This window comes from Stenotrophomonas sp. RS-48 (assembly GCF_030053245.1).
In the GTDB taxonomy this organism is placed as follows: domain Bacteria; phylum Pseudomonadota; class Gammaproteobacteria; order Xanthomonadales; family Xanthomonadaceae; genus Stenotrophomonas; species Stenotrophomonas maltophilia_P.
Window position 1 is genome coordinate 1 of the sequence record NZ_JASGBV010000010.1, and the last position, 19450, is coordinate 19450.

Genomic DNA, 19450 nt, shown 5'->3' on the forward strand with positions numbered 1-19450 from the left:
GCAGCTGCGCCGATGGTAGTGTGGCTCAAGCCATGCGAGAGTAGGTCATCGCCAGGGTTTATACCCAAAACCCCGCTGCTCACGCAGCGGGGTTTTTCTTTATGCGTTTCAACAGCCGATGTTTCAGCCGGCGTTGTCGTGCCCCAGAAACGGCTGGATCACTGCCGCGATCTGCGCAGGCGCTTCCATATGCAGGTGATGGTTGCCCGGAAACACGGCCAGGCGCCCGTCGCGCAGGTGCTGCAGTCGCTCGCTGCGCATCGGCTCGGGATAGTACGACTGCGCGGGAGTCGCGTAGATCACCTGCGTAGGGCAGGCGATGGCCTGCAGCAGGTTGTCGATCTGGCCCTCGCTGAGCCGGATGGCGGTGGGCAGCATCAGGCGCGGATCGCTGCACCAGCGATAGCCGCCCTCTACGGGTTCGACCCCGCGCTCGACCAGCAGGCGCGCGCAGCCTTCGCTGAGCTGGTTGGTCATCATCCGCGCGCGGATCGGCGCGGCGAGATCAGGAAAGACCCGAAGCTGCTTGCGCGAAAGCGCGCGCGTGGCAGTCACATGCTCACGCAGCCGATGCGCGGTGTCCTCTTCCGGTCCCCGCAGGCCGCCCAGCGCTTCGATGGCGACCAGGCGTTCAATGCGGTCACTGACCGCCGCCGTCAGGCTGGCGATGCCCGCACCCATCGAATGGCCGAGCAGGCTGAAGTGCTCCCAGCCCAGCGCGTCGGCCACGTCAAGGACGTGGCAGATCGCGGCAGCGGTGGTGTAGCTGGCGCCGGCCGGGAGATGGGCGCTGTGGCCATGGCCAGGCAGGTCGATGGCCACCAGATCCAGATGGGGCAGATGCGGCGCGAGTGGCACGAAGCTGGCGGCGTTATCCAACCACCCATGCAGGGCCAGCACACGCGGGCCCTCCCCGTGATTGCGCAGGCCGGCCACGCGCGCGCCGCCGACCTCGAGTTCGAACCCCTGCAGGCTCATGCCAGCGAGGCCACGGCCAGCCGTGCCAAGGCACGCGCGTGCTCGGATCCATCGTTGAGGCAGGGGATGTAACGCATCCGTGCGCCGCGTTCGGCGAGGGTTTCAGTGAATCCCATCTCGACTTCTTCCAGCGTTTCCAGGCAGTCGGTGGCAAAGCCGGGACAGACCACGTCGATCTGCTTCACGCCGGCCTCGGCCAGCGCCCACAGGCTGGGTTCGGCATACGGCTGCAACCAGCGCTCGCGCCCGAAACGCGACTGGTAGCCGAGCTGCCACTCGCTCCGTTCCAGGCCCAGCGCATTGGCGATCGCCTGCGCACTGGCCTCGCATCGCTGCGGATAGGGATCACCGCCATCGGCCAGGCGCTGTGGAATGCCGTGGAAGGAGAACATCAACCTCTGACCACGGCCATGCGCCTGCCAGTAGCGCTGGATGGAGGCTGCCACGGCCGCGACCCAGTCCGGGTCGACCGAGTAGTCCTGTACCAGGCTGACCGTGATGCCCGAATTCCTGCGCTGCCAGGCATCGACACGATCCTCCACCGATGCGGTGGTGGTGGTCGAATACTGGGGATAGAGCGGCAGCACGACGATGCGCCGCACGCCTTCCGCCGCCAGCCGGTCCAGTTCCGCGGTCAATGCGGGTTCGCCATAGCGCATCGCATGGCGCACGCGCAGGGTCGGCAGCAGAGCTTGCATCGCCTGCGCCAGCCGCCGGGTATGGACCATCAGCGGCGAGCCCTCGGGCAGCCAGACCTGGGCGTACTTGGCGGCCGAGCGGCCGCTGCGCAATGGCAGGATCAGGCCGCGCAGCAGCGGCTGCCACAGCAGCGCCGGAATCGACACCACGCGCGGGTCGGACAGGAACTCAGCCAGGTAACGGCGTACGGCGGGGGCCGTCGGCGTCTCGGGCGTGCCTAGGTTGACCGCCAGCACGGCGGTATCGGGTGCGTCGAGCATGGGGCTCATTGTCGCCGATCTGCCGCTGTATCGGGATGCAGGATCTGCATCGCAGGCATAGTCATCTCCGATGCGGGACCGATGACGCTCATTGCCGATTCATCACAACACTACTAATTTCAGTCACTTGCTATATCTTCCTATGGACTGACTTCTGGAGCCTGCCATGCGTCGCCCGATCCAAGCCCTGCTGATCGCCGCCAGCCTGCTGTCCAGCCAGGCCATGGCCGGGCCGCAGGAAGACCAGCGCGCCCGCAACGCGGTGCGTGTGCTGGCTGAAATCCAGGAAATCCCTGAACAGGGGATTCCGGACAAACTGCTCGACGAAGGCCGCGCGGTCATCGTCATTCCCGACACGATCAAGGCAGGCCTGGTCATTGGTGGCCGCCGTGGCCATGGCCTGATGTCGGTCCGCATGCCCAACGGCGCGTGGTCCAACCCGGTCTTCGTCAAGCTCACCGGCGGCAGCATTGGCTTCCAGGCCGGCGTGCAGTCGTCGGACGTGGTGCTGGTGTTCCGCAACGACCGCAGCCTGGACAACCTGGTCAACGGCAAGTTCACCCTGGGCGCCGATGCCGGTGTGGCGGCCGGTCCGGTCGGCCGCAATGCGGCCGCGGCCACCGACGGCCAGCTCAAGGCCGAAATCTGGTCGTGGTCGCGTGCGCGTGGCCTGTTCGCCGGCGTCGCCCTGGACGGTGCGGTGCTGCAGATCGACGATGCCGCCAACCTTGACGCCTATGGCAGCAACACCACGCCGCGGATGATCTTCGAGGGCCGGGCAGCAGGTGCGCCGTCGATGGATGTGGTCGCCTTCCGTGATCGCCTGGAGGAGGCGACCTATGCCGCGCGCAACAACCGCGGTGGCAATGGTGGCACGGCCTCGCGCCCGGCTCCGGCGCCGACGGTCGCACCGCCGCCTGTTCAGGCAGCCCCGGCGGTCCCGGCGGAAGCCACCACCGCGCCCCTGCAGAACGTGCCGCAGAACCCGCCGCCACAGCAGCAGGGCTTCCAGCCGGTCAATGAAGGCGAAATCCGCACGGAGACGCTGGGCGGGAACTGACTTTCGTCACGCGCGCCGGCTAACGGCCGGTGCGCTATGCTCGACAGCCTGATCACTAACGTAACGAGCGTCTTTATGGGCAGTTTCAGCATCTGGCATTGGTTGGTCGTGCTGGCCATCGTCCTGCTGGTGTTCGGCACCAAGCGTCTGACCAGCGGCGCCAAGGACCTCGGTTCGGCGGTCAAGGAATTCAAGAAGGGCATGCGCGACGAGGACAAGCCGAACGCGCAGCTGGGCGATGAGACGCGCAGCCAGGACGCCTCGCGCACCGCGCAGGACGAGCACGACCGCAACGCACGCTGATCCGGAGCGGTCGCGGTGTTTGATATCGGCTTCAGCGAACTGCTGGTCATTGCGGTGGTCGCCCTGGTGGTGCTCGGTCCCGAGCGTCTGCCCAAGGCGGCCCGTTTTGCCGGCCTGTGGGTCCGTCGTGCCCGCAATCAGTGGGACTCGGTGAAACAGGAACTGGAGCGCGAACTGCAGGCCGAAGAGATCAAGCGGCAGATGCAGGACGTGCGGCAGGGCATGCAGGACACCGAGAACCAGTTGCGTGCCAGCGGCGAGGCGATCCGTCGCGAAGCCGCGCAGGCACAGCAACAGGGTGATGCGCTGGCGCAGGAGACGCGGGCACCGGCGCCGGCGGACCTGCCGCCGCATGTCAGCCAGGCACAGCAGGCTGCACCTCCCGCGTCCATGGGCGACGGCACTGCGGCCGATGCCGGCGGGGCGTCCGCTGCATCCGCAGCGGATGTAGACGACACCCGTCCGGTGCCAGCGTCGCAGAGCGAGGAGCGCGGCCGATGAGCGAACAGGATTTCGGCGAGAGCTCGCTGGTTGAGCATCTGGTGGAGCTTCGCGGCCGCCTGGTGCGTGCGCTGCTGGGCCTGGGCGTGGTGCTGCTGGCACTGCTGCCCTTTACCCAGAAGTTGTACAACGCGCTGGCCGAACCGCTGGTCTCGCAGCTGCCGAACGGCCAGACGATGATCGCCACCAACCCGGCCGGCGCCTTCTTCGCTCCGTTGAAGCTGACCTTCTTCGTCGCGCTGTTCGTGGCGGTGCCGTGGCTGCTGTACCAGTTGTGGGCCTTCGTCGCGCCGGGACTGTATGCCCGCGAAAAACGCCTGGCGGTGCCCCTGCTGGTGTCGTCGGTGCTGCTTTTCTACACCGGTTGCGCCTTCGCGTATTTCCTGGTGTTGCCGGCGGTGTTCCACTTCCTCACCACCTTCAGCCCCGATGTGATCGCGATCACTCCGGATGCCAACGCCTACCTGGATTTCGTGCTGGCGATCTTCTTCGCCTTCGGTGGCAGCTTCGAGCTGCCGGTGGCGATGGTGATCCTGGTACTGCTGGGATGGGTGACGCCGCAGCAGTTCAAGGAGGGCCGTGGCTACGCGATCGTGGGCATCTTCGTGGTGGCGGCCGTGCTGACGCCGCCTGACGTGGTCTCGCAGCTGATGCTGGCGATCCCGATGTGCCTGCTGTACGAACTGGGCATCCATGCCGCGCGATGGCTGGTGCCGTCCTCGGTGGTGAAGAAGCCCGCCGCGTGATGCGGCAGCGCCGGGCATGGCCCGGCGCTACCGTTGGGCGTGCTCAGGCGTGGAAGACGTCGTTCGCCGGCGGCGTGGCCGGAACCGGCGGAGCGCCACGGCTGCCACGGTGCACGAACATCTGCTTCCAGGCGGCATACACCGCGCCGACGTACAGCGGCATCACCACGGTGGTCAGCAGCAGCTGTGCGATGAACACAGCCACCATCTGCCCCCCCAGCAGCATCGCGATCTGGATCACGATCACGAACAGGATGTAGCCGCAGAAGGCGGCGATCACGCCGAGCACAGCGAACACCGCCATCGCCGCGATGTTCTCGATGCAGCCCTGCAGGCTCAGGCGCAGCGCGTGCATGCCGCTCTGCTTGTCGAACACCACCAGCGCGGGCTGGGTGAACATCGCCAGGGTCAGGGCGATGGCGGTCACGAACACCAGCAGCATCCACAGTGCGATGCGCGTGGCCGGCAGCTGGGCGACCAGTTCGGCGGCGGCTTCGGGGCTGACCTGCTGGTTGCTGCGGGCGATCTCTTCCATCCGTGCCATGACGTCGCTGAAGGCGGCGAAGCCTTCGCGACCGATCATCAGGTACAGCAGCACGCCCAGCAGCAGGACCACCAGCACCTGGATCGCCAGCGGCACCAGCAGGTGGCTGACGCGGTGGTCACGGATCGGCTGCAGCAGGTGGGTGACCAGGCCGGGCCGGCCATCGTCGATCTCGCCCATGGCGTACAGCATGCCGCCGAACATGATCGGCGAGACGGCCAGGGTCATCAGCTGCACGGCCAGGCCCAGCGCGCCGGGCACCAGGGTGGACAGCAGGGTGACCACCCAGCTGACCAGCATCCAGGTCAGGCCGATCCGCGCCAGCTGCAGCGGTGCACGCCGGTACAGGGAGAACGTATCCAGCAACCACTGGGCGCCCGCCGAGGCCGGCAGCTTGCGAATCTCTTTCATGGACATCCGGAGAGGACAGAAGGGGAGCGGGCAGTACCCGCGCCGCCGATTATCCCTGTTTTGCCGCCGGCTGGGCTGAAGACTGCCGTGCCTGGCGGATGAAACGGCGCAGCAGCTGCCGGGCCAGGGGGGCGGCGCTGACCGCGCGCTCGATGCTGCGGGCGCAGCCACCATGGCGGCCGATGCAGTCGGCCCGCGCACGCACGTAGCCGCGCATGTGGTGGGTGGCGAACTCGGGATGGAACTGCACGCCCCACGCCTGCCGGCCCCAGCGGAAGGCATGGCAGCCATCCTGCGGCGACCGTGCCAGCACGGCGGCCCCCTCGGGGGCACGCAGTACGGTCTGCAGATGGGTCGCGTGTGCCGCGAAATGCTGCGGCAGCCCCTGGAACAGGGGGTCCTGTGCTGCCTGCGGCTGCAGCTCCAGTTCAATGGTGCCCGACTCGCGTCCGGCCGGGTTGTAGGCCACTTCGCCGCCCAGCGCATGCGCCAGCAGCTGGTGCCCGTAGCAGATGCCGAACACCGGCACGTCATCGTGGGCGGCCTGCCGCAGCCACGCCGCGCTGCGCTCGCTCCAGTCGGCGTGGTCGGTGACGAAAGCGGCCGAGCCGGTCACCATCACCCCGGCGAACGCGCGCGGGTCGGGCAGGACGCCGCCGTGCTCGACATCGACCACCACCGTCTCGTGTTCTTCCAGGCCGGCGGCGACGCGGATCCAGTGCGGGAAACGCCCATAACGACGCAGCGAGGGCACTGGACGGCCGGTTTCAAGAATCAGGAAGGGCGCTGGGTTCATCCGGGGGCGGCAGGACAGACAGGACTTCCTCGATTGTAGTCAGCCCCTGCGCCACCTTTTCAAGCCCCGCCTGGCGCAGGGTTCGCAGGCCCTCGGCACGGGCGGCACGGCTGAAACCGGCCAGATCCATGTCGGCGCGGATCTGCGCGCGAAGCCGCGAACCCAATGGCAGCAACTCATACAGGCCGATGCGGCCGAGGAAACCGGTGCGCCGGCACTCCAGGCAACCGACCGGCCGACAGGGCGTGGCGGCATCTGGATATGCGGCATGGCTATCAGCCAGTACCGCCCAATCGGCGGCACCGAGCGTATGCGGCTGCTTGCAGTGCGGGCACAGGGTGCGCACCAGGCGCTGGGCGAGGATGCCGTTGACGGTGGAGGCCAGCAGGTAATGCGGCACGCCCAGGTCGAGCAGGCGGGTGATGGCCGAGGGGGCGTCGTTGGTGTGCAGGGTGGACAGCACCAGATGGCCCGTCAGCGACGCCTGTACCGCCATCTGCGCGGTTTCCAGGTCGCGGATCTCGCCGATCATGATGATGTCCGGATCCTGCCGCAGCAGGGTGCGTACGCCGCTGGCGAAGTCCAGGTCGATGTTGGTCTGCACCTGCATCTGGTTGAACTCCGGCGCGATCATCTCGATCGGATCCTCCACCGTGCACACGTTCACGTCCGGGGTGGCCAGGCGCTTGAGCGTGGAGTACAGGGTGGTGGTCTTGCCGGAGCCGGTCGGGCCGGTCACCAGCACGATGCCGTGCGGACGCTCGACCAGGGCGTTCCAGCCGGCAGCCTCCTGCGGGCTGAAACCCAGCTGGTCGATGCTCTTGAACGCCGCATCCGGGTCGAAGATGCGCATCACGCACTTCTCGCCGAACGCTGTGGGCATGGTCGACAGGCGCATTTCCACCTCGCGCCCACCCGGTGACCGGGTCTTGATGCGGCCATCCTGCGGCCGGCGACGCTCGGCCAGGTCCATGCGGCCCAGCACCTTGATGCGGCTGACCACGGCGGTCATCACCGCCGGTGGCACCTCGAACACCTTGTGCAGCACGCCATCGATGCGGAACCGCATGCGGCCCATGTCGCGGCGCGGTTCCAGGTGGATGTCCGACGCACGCTGCTCATAGGCGTACTGCAGCAGCCAGTCGACGATGTGCACGATGTGCTGGTCGTCGGCATTGACGTCGCCGGTGCGGCCGAGCTCGACCAGCTGCTCGAAGCTGGGCAGGGCGGTGTTCACCTCGCCGCGCACGTCGCCGCGCGCGCCACGCACCGAGCGCGTGACGCCGTAGAACTCCATGGTGTAGCGGTGCAGGTCCAGCGGATTGACCACGGCCAGCTCGATGCGGCGGCGGGTCAGGTGCTGCAGGTCGCGGCGCCATTCCTGTACCAGCGGTTCGCTGGTGGCCACCAGCACGCGTTCGGCGTCCACCGCCAGTGGCAGGAAGCGATGGCGGCGCGCATAGGCGTGCGAAACCAGGGCCGTGACCGCCGCCACATCGACGCGGGTCGGGTCGATGCGCAGGTAGCGGGTGCCGGTGCGCCGCGCCAGCCACTCGGTGAGGCGTTCCAGGGTCAGTTCGCCGCCGTCGCTGGCGGCAAGCTTGAGGTTGGACAGCAGTACCAGCGGATGGACTTCACTGGCGTTGCGGGCGCCCTGCGCGGAAAACCGCACGCGCTCGCGGTCCTGCCCGGCCACCAGGCCATCGGCCAGCAGTGCGGCCGAGACCTGTTCAAACAGCAGGCGGCCCCACGGCAGCGGTACCGCGCCGGGCTCGCCGGGCGTGCCCGCCGGCAGCCGATGTTCCATCTGCCTGCTCCTCCCGGGTACGGAATGCCCCGCAGGTCGGCCGTTATACTAGCGCACCCCCTTGCCGGCCAAGAATCGTCCGCATGTCCGCGACCCCGACCGTTCCGATCACCTTCCAGGGCCTGATCCAGACCCTGAACCAGTTCTGGGCCCAGCAGGGCTGCGTGCTCATCCAGCCGCTCGACCTGGAGGTGGGCGCCGGTACGTTCCACCCGGCGACCTTCCTGCGTGCGATCGGTCCGGAAGGCTGGAACGCGGCCTACGTGCAGCCCTCGCGCCGTCCCACCGACGGCCGTTACGGCGAGAACCCGAACCGCCTGCAGCGCTATTACCAGTACCAGGTGGCGATGAAGCCGGCGCCGGACAACATCCAGCAGCTGTACCTGGATTCGCTGCAGGCGCTGGGCATCGACCCGCTGGTGCACGACCTGCGCTTCGTCGAGGACAACTGGGAGTCGCCGACCCTGGGTGCCTGGGGCCTGGGCTGGGAGGTCTGGCTCAACGGCATGGAAGTGACCCAGTTCACTTACTTCCAGCAGGCCGGTGGCCTGGAGTGCCGTCCGGTGCTGGGCGAGATCACCTATGGTCTCGAGCGCCTGTGCATGTACCTGCAGAACTGCGACAACGTCTACGACCTGGTGTGGACCTACGGGCCGGACGGACAGCCGGTGACCTACGGTGACGTCTATCACCAGAACGAGGTGGAGCAGAGCACCTACAACTTCGAGCATGCCGACGTGGAAGAGATGTTCCACCGCTTCGACGCCTGCGAGCGCGAGGCGCAGAAGCTGGTCGAAGTGGGCCTGCCGCTGCCGGCCTACGAGCAGGTGATGAAGGCCAGCCACACGTTCAACCTGCTGGATGCGCGCCGCGCCATCAGCGTGACCGAACGCCAACGCTACATCCTGCGCGTGCGTGCGCTGGCCCAGGCGGTGGCCCGGGCCTATTACGAGCAGCGCGAGAAGCTGGGCTTCCCGGGCGCGAAGAAAGCCTGACGGCCGCTCTCCACCCTGCTTTTCATCACACCCCGGGGCGCCGGACGCGTTGCGCGCTGCGCCCCCCACCACAGGATCGAACCGATGAGCCAATTGTCCCCCCTGCTGATCGAACTGGGCACCGAGGAGTTGCCGGTCAAGGCGCTGCCGGGCCTGGCCCAGGCGTTTTTCGACGGTGTTGTCGAAGGCCTGCGCAAGCGCGGCATCGCCCTGGACACGGGCGATGCACGCCCGCTGTCCACCCCGCGCCGGTTGGCCGTGCTGCTGCCGGGCGTCGGCCTGGAACAGCCGGAGCAGCACAGCGAAGTGCTGGGCCCGTACCTGAACATCGCGCTGGATGCCGAAGGCCAGCCGACCAAGGCATTGCAGGGCTTCGCCGCCAAGGCCGGCATCGACTGGACCGCGCTGGAGAAGACCACCGACAACAAGGGTGAGCGTTTCGTGCATCGCGCGGTGACGCCGGGCGCGAGCACCGCCGATCTGCTGCCCGAGATCCTGCGCGAGGCCATCGCCGCCATGCCGATCCCCAAGCCGATGCGCTGGGGCGACCACCCGTGGGGCTTCGCGCGGCCGGTGCATTGGCTGGTGCTGCTGCACGGCAAGGACGTGGTCGCGGCCGAGTTGTTCGGCCTCAAGGCCGACCGCATGAGCCGTGGCCATCGCTTCCACCATGACAAGACCGTGTGGCTGACCCAGCCGCAGGACTACGTCGAATCGCTGCGCGCGGCCCATGTGCTGGTCGACCCGGCCGAGCGCCGCGCACGCATCGTCGCCGAGGTCGAAGCCGCCGCCGGCGAGGCTGGCGGCAGTGCGCGCATCACCGAGGACAATCTTGAGCAGGTGGTGAACCTGGTCGAGTGGCCCTCGGCAGTGCTGTGCAGCTTCGAGCGCGCCTTCCTGGCCGTGCCGCAGGAAGCGTTGATCGAAACGATGGAGATCAACCAGAAGTTCTTCCCGGTGCTGGATGACGCGGGCACGCTGACCGAGCAGTTCATCGGCATCGCCAACATCGAGTCGAAGGATGTGGCCGAAGTGGCCAAGGGCTACGAACGCGTGATCCGCCCGCGCTTCGCCGATGCCAAGTTCTTCTTCGATGAAGACCTGAAGCAGGGGTTGGCCGCGATGGGCGAGGGCCTGAAGACCGTGACCTACCAGGCCAAGCTGGGCAGCGTGGCGGACAAGGTCGCGCGCGTGGCGGCGCTGGCCGAAGCGGTTGCCGTGCAGGTGGGTGCCGATCCGGTGCAGGCCCGCCGCAGCGCGGAGTTGGCCAAGAACGACCTGCAGTCGCGCATGGTCAACGAGTTCCCGGAACTGCAGGGCATCGCCGGCCGCCATTACGCGGTGGCGGGCGGAGAATCGCCGGACGTGGCGCTGGCCCTCGACGAGGCGTACCAGCCGCGCTTCGGTGGCGATGACATCGCGCTGTCGCCGTTGGGCAAGGTGCTGGCCATCGCCGAGCGTGTGGACACACTGGCCGGCGGGTTCGCGGCGGGCCTGAAGCCGACCGGCAACAAGGATCCCTTTGCCCTGCGCCGCAACGCACTGGGCCTGGCCCGCACGATCATCGAGAGTGGCTTCGAGCTGGACCTGCGCGCGCTGCTGGCCAGCGCCAACCAGGGCCTGGCTGCGCGTGGCGTGCAGGCCGATGTGGGTGAGCTGTACGACTTCATCCTGGATCGCCTGAAGGGCTATTACGCCGACAAGGGCGTGCCGGCCACCCACTTCAACGCGGTCGCCGAACTGAAGCCGGCGTCGCTGTACGACTTCGATCGCCGCCTCGACGCGATCGGCACGTTTGCAGCGCTGCCCGAGGCCGAGGCCCTGGCCGCCGCGAACAAGCGCATCCGCAACATCCTCCGTAAGGCTGAAGGCGACATTCCGGGCCAGATCGACCCGTCGCTGCTGCAGGAGGAGGCCGAGCGCGCGCTGGCCGAAGCCGTCCCCGCCGCCATCGACGACACGGGCGCCAGCCTGCATCAGAAGGACTACGTGGCCGTGCTGGCCCGCCTGGCCCGCCTGCGCCCGCAGGTCGATGCATTCTTCGATGGTGTGATGGTCAATGCCGAAGACCCCGCACTGCGCGGCAATCGCCTGGCGCTGCTGACCCTGCTGGGCGAGCGACTGGGCAAGGTCGCCGCGATCGAGCATCTGTCGAGCTGAGTGGTCGCGCCGGGCCACGCCCGGCGAACGCGCGGTGTGGTGCTGGAAGAAGCCGCCGGGCATGGCCCGGCGTTACCGACATCATGCGGATGATGTCGGTAACGCGTATTTTGACCGCCACTTAACAACCGATGCCTGAAGGCGTGATGCATTTCGCATCGTCACGTTGGGTCGGTATGCTGTGCCGCATGCAGCCAAAGAAATACGCCCTGCCGCTGATGGTCCTGTCGCTGGTCGCCACCCCCGTGGCCCACGCGCGCGGCACCATCGACAAGGTGGACATCAAGGGATTGGACAAGGGCGACGACGCCGCGATCATCGAGAACATCCAGGAATCGCTCACGCTGTACGACACGATCGGCAAGGAGCAGGGTGAATCGCGGCTGGAGTACCTGCTGTCACAGGCCGAGCGGCAGACCCGGCAGGCGTTGGAGCCGTTCGGGTACTACAACCCGGTGATCACGGTGGAGGCGCCGCGCCAGGACGAGCATGTGCAGGTGCTGATCCACGTCGACAAGGGCACGCCGGTGACGGTGCGGCGCGAGCACATCGACATCACCGGCCCGGCCATGTACGACCAGTACCTGCAGGATGACCTGACCGCCTTCAAGCCGCGCAAGGGCCAGCGTTTCGAACATACCCAGTACGAAGCCAGCAAGATCACCATCACCCGCCGCCTGGCCGAGCGTGGCTACTTCGATGCCGATTACACCCAGCGCCAGGTACAGATCACCCGCGCCGACAACGCCGCGGACATCGACCTGACCTGGGACAGCGGCCGCCGCTACAACATGGGCCCGGTCCGGTTCGAGCAGGATTACTTCGTCGACAAGCTGTTCGATCCGCTGGTGTACTGGGAACAGGGCAGCTACTACCACGAAGGCAAGCTGGACCGGCTGCGCGAGTCGCTGACCAAGCTCGACTACTTCAGCGTGATCGACATCCAGCCGCGGCCGGACCAGGCCGACGACAATGGTGAGGTGCCGGTCGACGTCAAGCTGACCCGTGCCAAGCGCACGATCTACACCGCGGGCCTGAGCTACGGCAGCGAGAGTGGTCCCGGTGTACGCGGCGGTGTCGAGCGGCGGTTCCTCAACAACCGCGGCCACAAGATGAACACCCAGCTGGACTATGCGCAGAAGCGCAAGAGCCTGGTGACCAGCTACCGGATTCCCGCGTTCGCCTGGCTTGATGGCTGGTATACCTTCGCCGCCAGCGCCTACGACGAGCAGACCGACTACATCGACCTGCGCAACTTCAAGCTGATCGCCAGCCGCAGCGGCGAGATCAACGAATACTGGACCGCGATCGCGTCGGTCAACGCGCTGCGCGAGCGCTGGCGCTATGCATCGGGTACCGAGTTCACCGACGCGGTCTACAACACCTCCACGCTGGTCTATCCGCAGCTGGTGGCCGACTACGTCAATGTCGATGACGAGATGTTCCCGCGCAAAGGCATCAGCGGCACGGCCACCGTGCGCGCGGGCGTTGAAGGCGCCGGCTCCGATACCAGCTTCGTGCAGGCCAATGCCGTGCTTCGCTGGTACGTTCCGGTGGGCGAAAGCAACCGCCTGATCCTGCGTGGCGAGGGGGGCACCACCTGGACCAGCGATCTGGTGGCGATGCCACCCAGCCTGCGCTACTTCGCTGGCGGTGACCGCAGCATCCGTGGCTATGCCTACCGCGAGGTGGGCCCGCGCACGCCCGCGCCGGACAAGTACGCGCTGGGTGCCAAGAACCTGGTGATCGGCTCGGCCGAGTACGAGCACTACTTCAACGGTGGCCCCTGGGGTGCGGCGGTGTTCGTCGACACCGGCAGTGCCTTCGACAACACCATCGACCTGCATACCGGTGTGGGCTTCGGCGTGCGCTGGAAGTCGCCGGTGGGCCCGGTGCGCATCGACGTGGCCCACGGCCTGAACAACCCGGATTCGCAGTTCCAGCTGTATCTGAACATCGGAGCGGACCTGTGAGCACGCCCGCACAGACCCCGGGAACACCGCCGCCGCGCGTGCGCTTCTATCGCCGCCGCCGCTTCTGGGCATGGTCTGGCGTGGGCGTGCTGGGTCTGGTCCTGCTCGGCCTGCTGCTGCTGTACTGGCTGCTGCAGACCGTGGCCGGCCGTGACGTGCTGCTGGCGCAGGTGGTCGCGCGCCTGCCGGTGGGTGCCAGCTTCACCTGGGACAAGGTGGACGGACCGGTGGCCGGCCCGCTGACGCTCTACAACGTCGACTTCCGCTATGACGACATCCACTTCCATGCCGAGCGCGCGTACCTGGAGCCGGACCTGCGCCCGCTGCTGGGCCGCAAACTGCTGCTCGACAGGCTGGAACTGACCAATGCCTCGCTGAACCTGGCCAAGAGCGAGGAGCCGTTCAAGCTGCCGTCGTGGCCGGACTCGCTGCCGCAGATCGAGATGCCGCTGGCCATCCAGGCCGACGCCATCGCCATCGACGGGTTTCCGGGTGACCCAGGCCGGTGAACCGGTGATCGACATCAGCCGCGTGCGCGGCGGGGTGGAAATCGCCAACGGCGAATTCCAGGCGCGCGCGCTGGTCGTGGACAGCGATATGGGCAACTTCACCGCCCAGGGCCGCTACATCCCGGCCAAGGACTACGACACCGACGTGACCGTCACCGCGGTGCTGCCGGCGCCGCGTGGGCGCACGGCCGCCACGCTCGGCCTGGTTGCACGGGGCAATCTGGCGCACATGGAAGTGGCCGTGGCCGGGCGCGCGCCCAAACCGCTGCATGCGATGCTGGTGTTTGACGGGCGGACCGATCCGAGCTGGAGCGCGACCGTGCGCAGCGACGAACTGGACCCGGCTCTGCTGTCGCCAGCGCTCGCGGGTTCGGCCATCGCGCCACTCGCGCTGGATTTCAGCGCCACCGGCAAGGGCGGCAACGCCCAGCTGCGCGGCACGGTGAAGCAGGGCGAGCAGGCGCTGGAGCTGGCGCCCTCGGTCATCTCGCTGCAGGACCAGGTGCTGAAGGTCTCGCCGCTGGTGGTGAAGGGACTGGGGGGCGAGGCACGCCTGGAAGGTACCGCTGATTTCAGCCAGGAAGACCAGCAGAAACTCGATTTCTCGGTCATCGCCCATGATCTGACCTGGGTGCCGGCGGAGGATCCGAACACCGCCGGTGGTCCGCCCGTACCGGTGACACTGAAGGAAGCCCGCTTCGGCCTGGCAGGGACGCTGAAGGCATGGGCTGCGATCGGTCGTGCCGACGTGGAGCGCGAGCAGCAGAAGGCGCAGCTGCGTTTCGACGTGCGCGGCAACGACCAGGCGGCCTCGATCCGCGAGCTGCAGGCGCAGACGCCCGGCGGGCAGTTGCAGGTGGAGGGCCAGGTGGCATGGGCACCGCAGCTGGACTGGGATGCCAAGGCCACATTGAAGGACTTCGACCCGGGCTATTTCGTGCCTGGATGGAATGGCCGGCTGTCGGGCAATTTGGCGTCCAAGGGCCGCCAGCTGCCGCCGCCGGCAAATGCCCCGCCGGGTACTGCCGGCACGCTGGAAGCCACGGTCGATCTGCCGTCGCTGAAGGGCGTGCTGCGTCAGCGCAACCTCGATGCGCAGGGCAAGTTCGCGCTGCAGGGCGAACAGGGCCAGGGCGAGCTGAAGCTGGCCGTCGGCAGCAGCCGGGTCACCGCCTCGGGCAAGGTGGGCGACCGCCTGGACATCGACGCACGTTTCGAACCGCTGCAGCTGAGCGACCTGCTGCCTGGCGCCGATGGCGGCCTGCGCGGGCAGGTACAGGTGACCGGCCCGCGTGACGCACCGGACATCACCGCGGACCTGGTCGGCAACAACCTCAACTGGGATGGCTATGGCGCCGAGAGCCTGAGCATCAAGGGGCGGCTGCCGTGGCGTGGCGACAGCGGCACGCTGGCCGTGCAGGGACAGCAGGTCAACGCGGGCATGCTGCTGGAACGGTTGAACATCGATGCGCAGGGCAGCGTGTCGAACCTGCGCCTGGCGGCACAGACCCGCAACGAACTGGGCGCGATCGACCTGCAGGGCAGCCTGCGCCAGCAGGGCCAGCAATGGCGGGGCGAACTGGCTTCGCTGCGTATCGCACCGGTGAAGGGCGATGCCTGGGCGCTGCGCGCGCCGGCCGCCTTCGCCATCAACAATGGCAGCTACACGCTGGCCGAGGCCTGCCTGGCTGCCGCCAGCAGCGGGGCGCTCTGTGCGCAGGCGAACTGGCCGCGCGAGGGCCTGGTGGTGCGCGGCGATGCGTTGCCGCTGGCACTGGTGCAGCCGTGGCTGCCGCCGCAGTCCGGACGTCGCATCTACCTGCGCGGCGAGCTCGGTCTGGATGCGCAGATCCGGCCGCGCGGCAATGCGTGGGAAGGACACGTCGAAGTGCGTTCGCTGGAGGGCGGGGTGCGCCTGGGCGAGAACCGCAACGTCGGTGGCGACAGCACCCGGGGCGAACTGGTGCGTTATGACCAGTTCTCGCTGAAGCTGGACATGACCCCGGCCAGCATCAAGGGCTATCTGGGCATGGGCTTCCAGGGCAACGGCTTCGTCGATGCCAGGATGCAGACCGGCTGGGAAGCCAGCGCGCCGTTGAACGGTGAGCTCTACCTCAACATGTCGCGGCTGTACTGGCTGGAGCTGTTCTCGCCGGACATCGTGCGCCCGACCGGCCTGATCGAGGGCCACGTGAGCCTGCGCGGTACCCGTGGCCAGCCATCGCTGGGCGGCGACGCGCAGCTGAGCAATTTCAAGGGCGAATTCCCCGCGCTGGGGCTGACGTTCGACCAGGGCAAGGGCAGCTTCGTCGCCCAGCCCGACGGCTCGGCCAAGATCACCGCGCAGGCCAACTCGGGCCAGGGCACGCTGTATGTCGATGGCGGCCTGTCCTGGTTCGGTGATGCGCAGCCGCTGCAGCTGAAGATCCACGGCGAGAACGTGCTGCTGTCCAATACCAGCGAACTGCGCATCGTCGCCAACCCCAATCTGGACTTCACCCTGGCCAAGGCCGCGATGGAGCTGCGTGGCACCGTGCATGTGCCGGAGGCGGACATCGATCTTGAGCGGCTGGATCGCGGGACGTCGGTTTCCGAGGACGTGGTGGTGCTGGACCCGGCCGATCCGGAGGAATCGCGCACCTCGCCGCTGGACATGGACCTGACCGTCAGCCTGGGCGACAAGGTGAAGATGACCGGCTTCGGCCTGAAGGGCGCGCTGACCGGCAAGATGCAGGTCTGGGCCAAGCCCGGTCGCGAGATGACCGCCAATGGCGGGCTGGAGGTCAGTGGCCGCTACAAGGCCTATGGCCAGGACCTGACCATCACCCGCGGCAACCTCAACTGGAACTACAACGCCGTATCCGACCCGCGCATCAACATCCGTGCCGAGCGCCGGATCGGTGATGTCACCGCTGGCATCGACGTGACCGGCCGTGCACAGCAGCCGCGTGCGGACGTGTGGTCCGACCCGGCGATGTCGCAGTCCGAAGCGCTGGCCTATCTGGTGCTGGGCCGCAGCCTCACCGGTGCCAGCAGCGACCAGGCCCAGCAGGTCAATGCAGCCTCGGCCGCACTGTCGGCCGGCAGCGGCCTGCTGGCGTCGCAGCTGGGGGCCAAGCTGGGCCTGGACGATGCGGGCGTGAGCCAGTCGCGCGCGCTGGGCGGATCGGTGATCGGCGTGGGCAAGTACATCTCGCCCAAGCTGTATGTGGGCTATGGCGTATCGCTGGTCGGCGCCGGTTCGGTGATCACCCTGAAGTATCTGCTGCGCCGCGGTTTCGACGTGGAAGTGGAGTCGAGCACGGTGGAAAACCGCGGCTCGATCAACTGGCGGCGGGAGAAGTAACCCGCCGCCATCGACCGGTAGCGCCGGGCCGCGCCCGGCCCCCAACCATCGGCCGTTGCCCCTGCCGGCCCCAGCGGCTATGGTCCCGGGCTGTTCTGTCGTACCGGATCGCCTCATGTCGCCACGCAAAACCCTTCCTGCCGCCCTGGCCCTGGGCCTCACCCTCGCTGCGGGCGCCCATGCCGATGAAGGCATGTGGATGCCGACCCAGCTGCCGGAGCTGGCCAAGCCGCTGCGCGCAGCGGGCTTCATGGGCGATCCGGCCGACCTGGCCAACGTCACCGCACCACCGCTGAGCGCCGTGGTGCGGGCCGGAGGCGGCACCGGTTCGTTCGTTTCCGCCGACGGACTGCTGTTGACCAACCACCATGTGGCGATGGGCGTGATCCAGTACAACAGTTCGCCCGAGCACAACCTGATCGACAACGGCTTCATCGCCCAGGGGCGCGCCGACGAGCGGCCGGCCAATCCGGACTTCCGTGTGCTGGTCACCGTCGGCTTCGACAAGGTGACCGATCAGGTGCTGGCCAATGCCCGTGGCAAAACCGGCCGTGCGTACTTCGATGCGGTCGATGCGGCCAGCAAGCAGATCGTGGCGGAGTGCGAGAAGAACGGCAGCGTGCGCTGCTCGGTGGCTAACATGTACTACGGCACCGATTTCTATCGCATTGCCCAGCTGGAACTGAGCGATGTGCGCCTGGTCTACGCGCCGCCGCGTGCGATCGGCAACTATGGCGACGAGATCGACAATTTCATGTGGCCGCGCCATACCGGCGATTTCACTCTGCTGCGTGCCTATGTCGGCAAGGATGGCAAGCCGGCCGCGTACAGCAAGGACAACGTGCCGTATCAGCCACCGGCGCACCTGAAGATGTCCGTTGAAGGTCCGAAGGAGGGCGATTACGCGATGCTGGCCGGTTACCCGGGCATCACCTACCGCCACCGCACCGCGGCCGAGTTCGCCAGCCAGGTCGATGCGGTGTTGCCGCGCCGGGTATCGGTGTTCCAGCAGATGATCGACACCATCGAGGTGGCAACTGCCAAGGACGCGCAGGCGCGTACCCGTTACGCTTCGCAGCTGCAGTCGCTGAAGAACAACCGCAAGCGCGCCGCCGGTGAGCTGGAAGGCCTGCTGCGCAGCGATGCCAAGGCGCAGCGCGCTGCCGACGAGTCGGCCATGCTGGCGGCCACCGACCGCCGGTACCGGAGTGACATCCAGGCGTTGCTGGCCAATCTCTCGCAGGGTGCGGCGGTGGGTGAGCGCGACCTGCTGCTGGAGCAGATGGCCAACCAGAGCCAGCTGCTGCGCTCGGCGCTGCTGCTGGAACGCCTGCGCATCGAGTCGGCCAAGCCGGATGCACAGCGCGAAAGCGGTTACCAGCAGCGCGACCAGGCGATGATCGAGGGCGTACTCAAGCAGGTGCAGCGTCGGTATGCAGCGGAGGTCGAAAAGGCGCTGCTGACCACCCTGCTTACGCGATACCAGCAGTTGCCGGACGCGCAGCGCGTGGCCGAGTTCGATGCCGCCTTCGGCCGCACCCCGGCGCAGCTGGCGCAGGCGCTGGACACGCTTTACGCCAGCACCCGGCTGGGCGACGAGGCGCAGCGTCTCTCGCGCTTCGCCGCTGCGCGCGATGGCAAGGCCCTGGCACCCGATCCGCTGATCGCAGTGGCCGGCCCGCTGGTGGCGGCGCAGCTGCGCATCGAGAACGAGAGCAAGACCCGCGAAGGCGAGCAGCTGCGCCTGCGCCCGGCCTACATGCAGGCGCTGTTCGCCTGGCGTGCCAAGCAGGGCCGCGCGGTGTACCCGGATGCCAACCGTACCCTGCGCATCAGCTACGGCAAGGTCGAGGCACTGCACCCGCGTGACGGCGTGACCTACTCGCCGGTGACCACGGTGGCCGGTATCGTCGAGAAGAACACCAACGCCTATCCCTTCGATGCGCCGGCTCCGCTGCTGGCCGCCGTCGCCAAGGGTGATTTCGGCAGCACGGCCGATCCGGCCCTGAAGACACAGACCGTCAACTTCCTGACCAACCTCGATACCACCGGCGGCAACTCGGGATCGCCCGTGCTCAATGCCAAGGGTGAACTGATTGGCCTGAACTTCGACAGCAACTGGGAATCGGTCAGTGCCAGCTGGTGGTTCGATCCGCGCTACAAGCGCGCCGTGCACGTGGACATGCGCTATCTGCGCTGGCTGCTGGCCAAGGTCTACCCGGCGCCGGAACTGTTGAAGGAAATGGGCGTTCCGGCCCAGTAAGACGCCGGCCACGACCCCGGTCGTGGCCCGCACCGCGTAGGCCCCCCACGCCGGTGGGGGGGTGTTGCCCCCAACGAGCCCGTACGTCTGGCCGCCTCT

At 67.7% G+C, this 19450-nt stretch carries 13 protein-coding genes and 1 pseudogene; 9 read left to right on the plus strand and 5 right to left on the minus strand.

What is annotated here, in order from left to right; genetic code table 11:
- Positions 1–123: 123 nt before the first annotated feature.
- Positions 124–978 carry an alpha/beta hydrolase gene (locus QMZ25_RS02430; protein WP_283219070.1) on the minus strand — a complete coding sequence of 285 codons (855 nt, stop codon included), beginning with the start codon at positions 976–978 and terminating at the stop codon, positions 124–126.
- Positions 975–1937 (minus strand): ferrochelatase, encoded by a 963-nt coding sequence (hemH, locus tag QMZ25_RS02435; protein ID WP_283219071.1) that lies wholly within the window; start codon positions 1935–1937, stop codon positions 975–977. Before hemH ends, QMZ25_RS02430 begins: the two co-directional genes overlap by 4 nt.
- A 166-nt stretch (positions 1938–2103) precedes the next feature.
- Between hemH and QMZ25_RS02440 the strand changes: the two genes are divergently transcribed.
- The 4 genes from QMZ25_RS02440 to tatC all read left to right on the plus strand — a co-directional run bounded on the left by QMZ25_RS02440 (position 2104) and on the right by tatC (position 4547).
- Complete coding sequence (locus QMZ25_RS02440) at positions 2104–2997, plus strand: YSC84-related protein (RefSeq protein ID WP_053517681.1); 894 nt, start codon at positions 2104–2106, stop codon at positions 2995–2997.
- Positions 2998–3072: 75 nt separating this feature from the next.
- Complete coding sequence (tatA, locus tag QMZ25_RS02445; RefSeq protein ID WP_053517682.1) at positions 3073–3300, plus strand: Sec-independent protein translocase subunit TatA; 228 nt, start codon at positions 3073–3075, stop codon at positions 3298–3300.
- Positions 3301–3315: 15 nt separating this feature from the next.
- The gene (gene tatB / locus QMZ25_RS02450) at positions 3316–3801 is read left to right on the plus strand and encodes a Sec-independent protein translocase protein TatB (protein WP_065181400.1); all 486 of its coding nucleotides are present in this window, start codon (positions 3316–3318) and stop codon (positions 3799–3801) included.
- Positions 3798–4547, plus strand: coding sequence for a twin-arginine translocase subunit TatC (gene tatC / locus QMZ25_RS02455; RefSeq protein WP_010482410.1), 750 nt, complete (start codon positions 3798–3800; stop codon positions 4545–4547). The genes tatB and tatC overlap by 4 nt, the downstream gene beginning before the upstream one ends.
- Positions 4548–4590: 43 nt before the next feature.
- Here the strand turns inward: tatC and QMZ25_RS02460 are convergent, their stop codons facing one another.
- From QMZ25_RS02460 to QMZ25_RS02470, 3 genes are read right to left on the minus strand one after another with little or no spacing between them, the layout of a single operon-like run.
- The gene (locus QMZ25_RS02460; RefSeq protein ID WP_053517685.1) at positions 4591–5502 is read right to left on the minus strand and encodes a BPSS1780 family membrane protein; all 912 of its coding nucleotides are present in this window, start codon (positions 5500–5502) and stop codon (positions 4591–4593) included.
- 49 nt (positions 5503–5551) lie between these two features.
- Positions 5552–6298, minus strand: coding sequence for a glutamine amidotransferase (locus QMZ25_RS02465; RefSeq protein WP_283219072.1), 747 nt, complete (start codon positions 6296–6298; stop codon positions 5552–5554).
- Complete coding sequence (locus tag QMZ25_RS02470; protein ID WP_111187173.1) at positions 6270–8105, minus strand: GspE/PulE family protein; 1836 nt, start codon at positions 8103–8105, stop codon at positions 6270–6272. The genes QMZ25_RS02465 and QMZ25_RS02470 overlap by 29 nt, the downstream gene beginning before the upstream one ends.
- Before the next feature lie 83 nt (positions 8106–8188).
- On the opposite strand from QMZ25_RS02470, the gene glyQ reads away from it, so the two are divergent.
- The 5 genes and pseudogenes from glyQ (at position 8189) to QMZ25_RS02495 (ending at position 19351) form a co-directional block, all read left to right on the plus strand.
- Complete coding sequence (gene glyQ, locus QMZ25_RS02475) at positions 8189–9100, plus strand: glycine--tRNA ligase subunit alpha (protein ID WP_053517689.1); 912 nt, start codon at positions 8189–8191, stop codon at positions 9098–9100.
- Positions 9101–9184: 84 nt separating this feature from the next.
- Positions 9185–11260 (plus strand): glycine--tRNA ligase subunit beta, encoded by a 2076-nt coding sequence (gene glyS, locus QMZ25_RS02480; protein WP_283219073.1) that lies wholly within the window; start codon positions 9185–9187, stop codon positions 11258–11260.
- Between the two features lie 176 nt (positions 11261–11436).
- Complete coding sequence (locus tag QMZ25_RS02485) at positions 11437–13233, plus strand: autotransporter assembly complex family protein (protein WP_053517726.1); 1797 nt, start codon at positions 11437–11439, stop codon at positions 13231–13233.
- Positions 13230–17088 (plus strand): annotated as a pseudogene (locus QMZ25_RS02490) (translocation/assembly module TamB domain-containing protein). The gene QMZ25_RS02485 and the pseudogene QMZ25_RS02490 overlap by 4 nt, the downstream one beginning before the upstream one ends.
- Positions 17089–17203: 115 nt before the next feature.
- The gene (locus tag QMZ25_RS02495; protein ID WP_283219074.1) at positions 17204–19351 is read left to right on the plus strand and encodes a S46 family peptidase; all 2148 of its coding nucleotides are present in this window, start codon (positions 17204–17206) and stop codon (positions 19349–19351) included.
- Positions 19352–19450 lie beyond the last annotated feature (99 nt).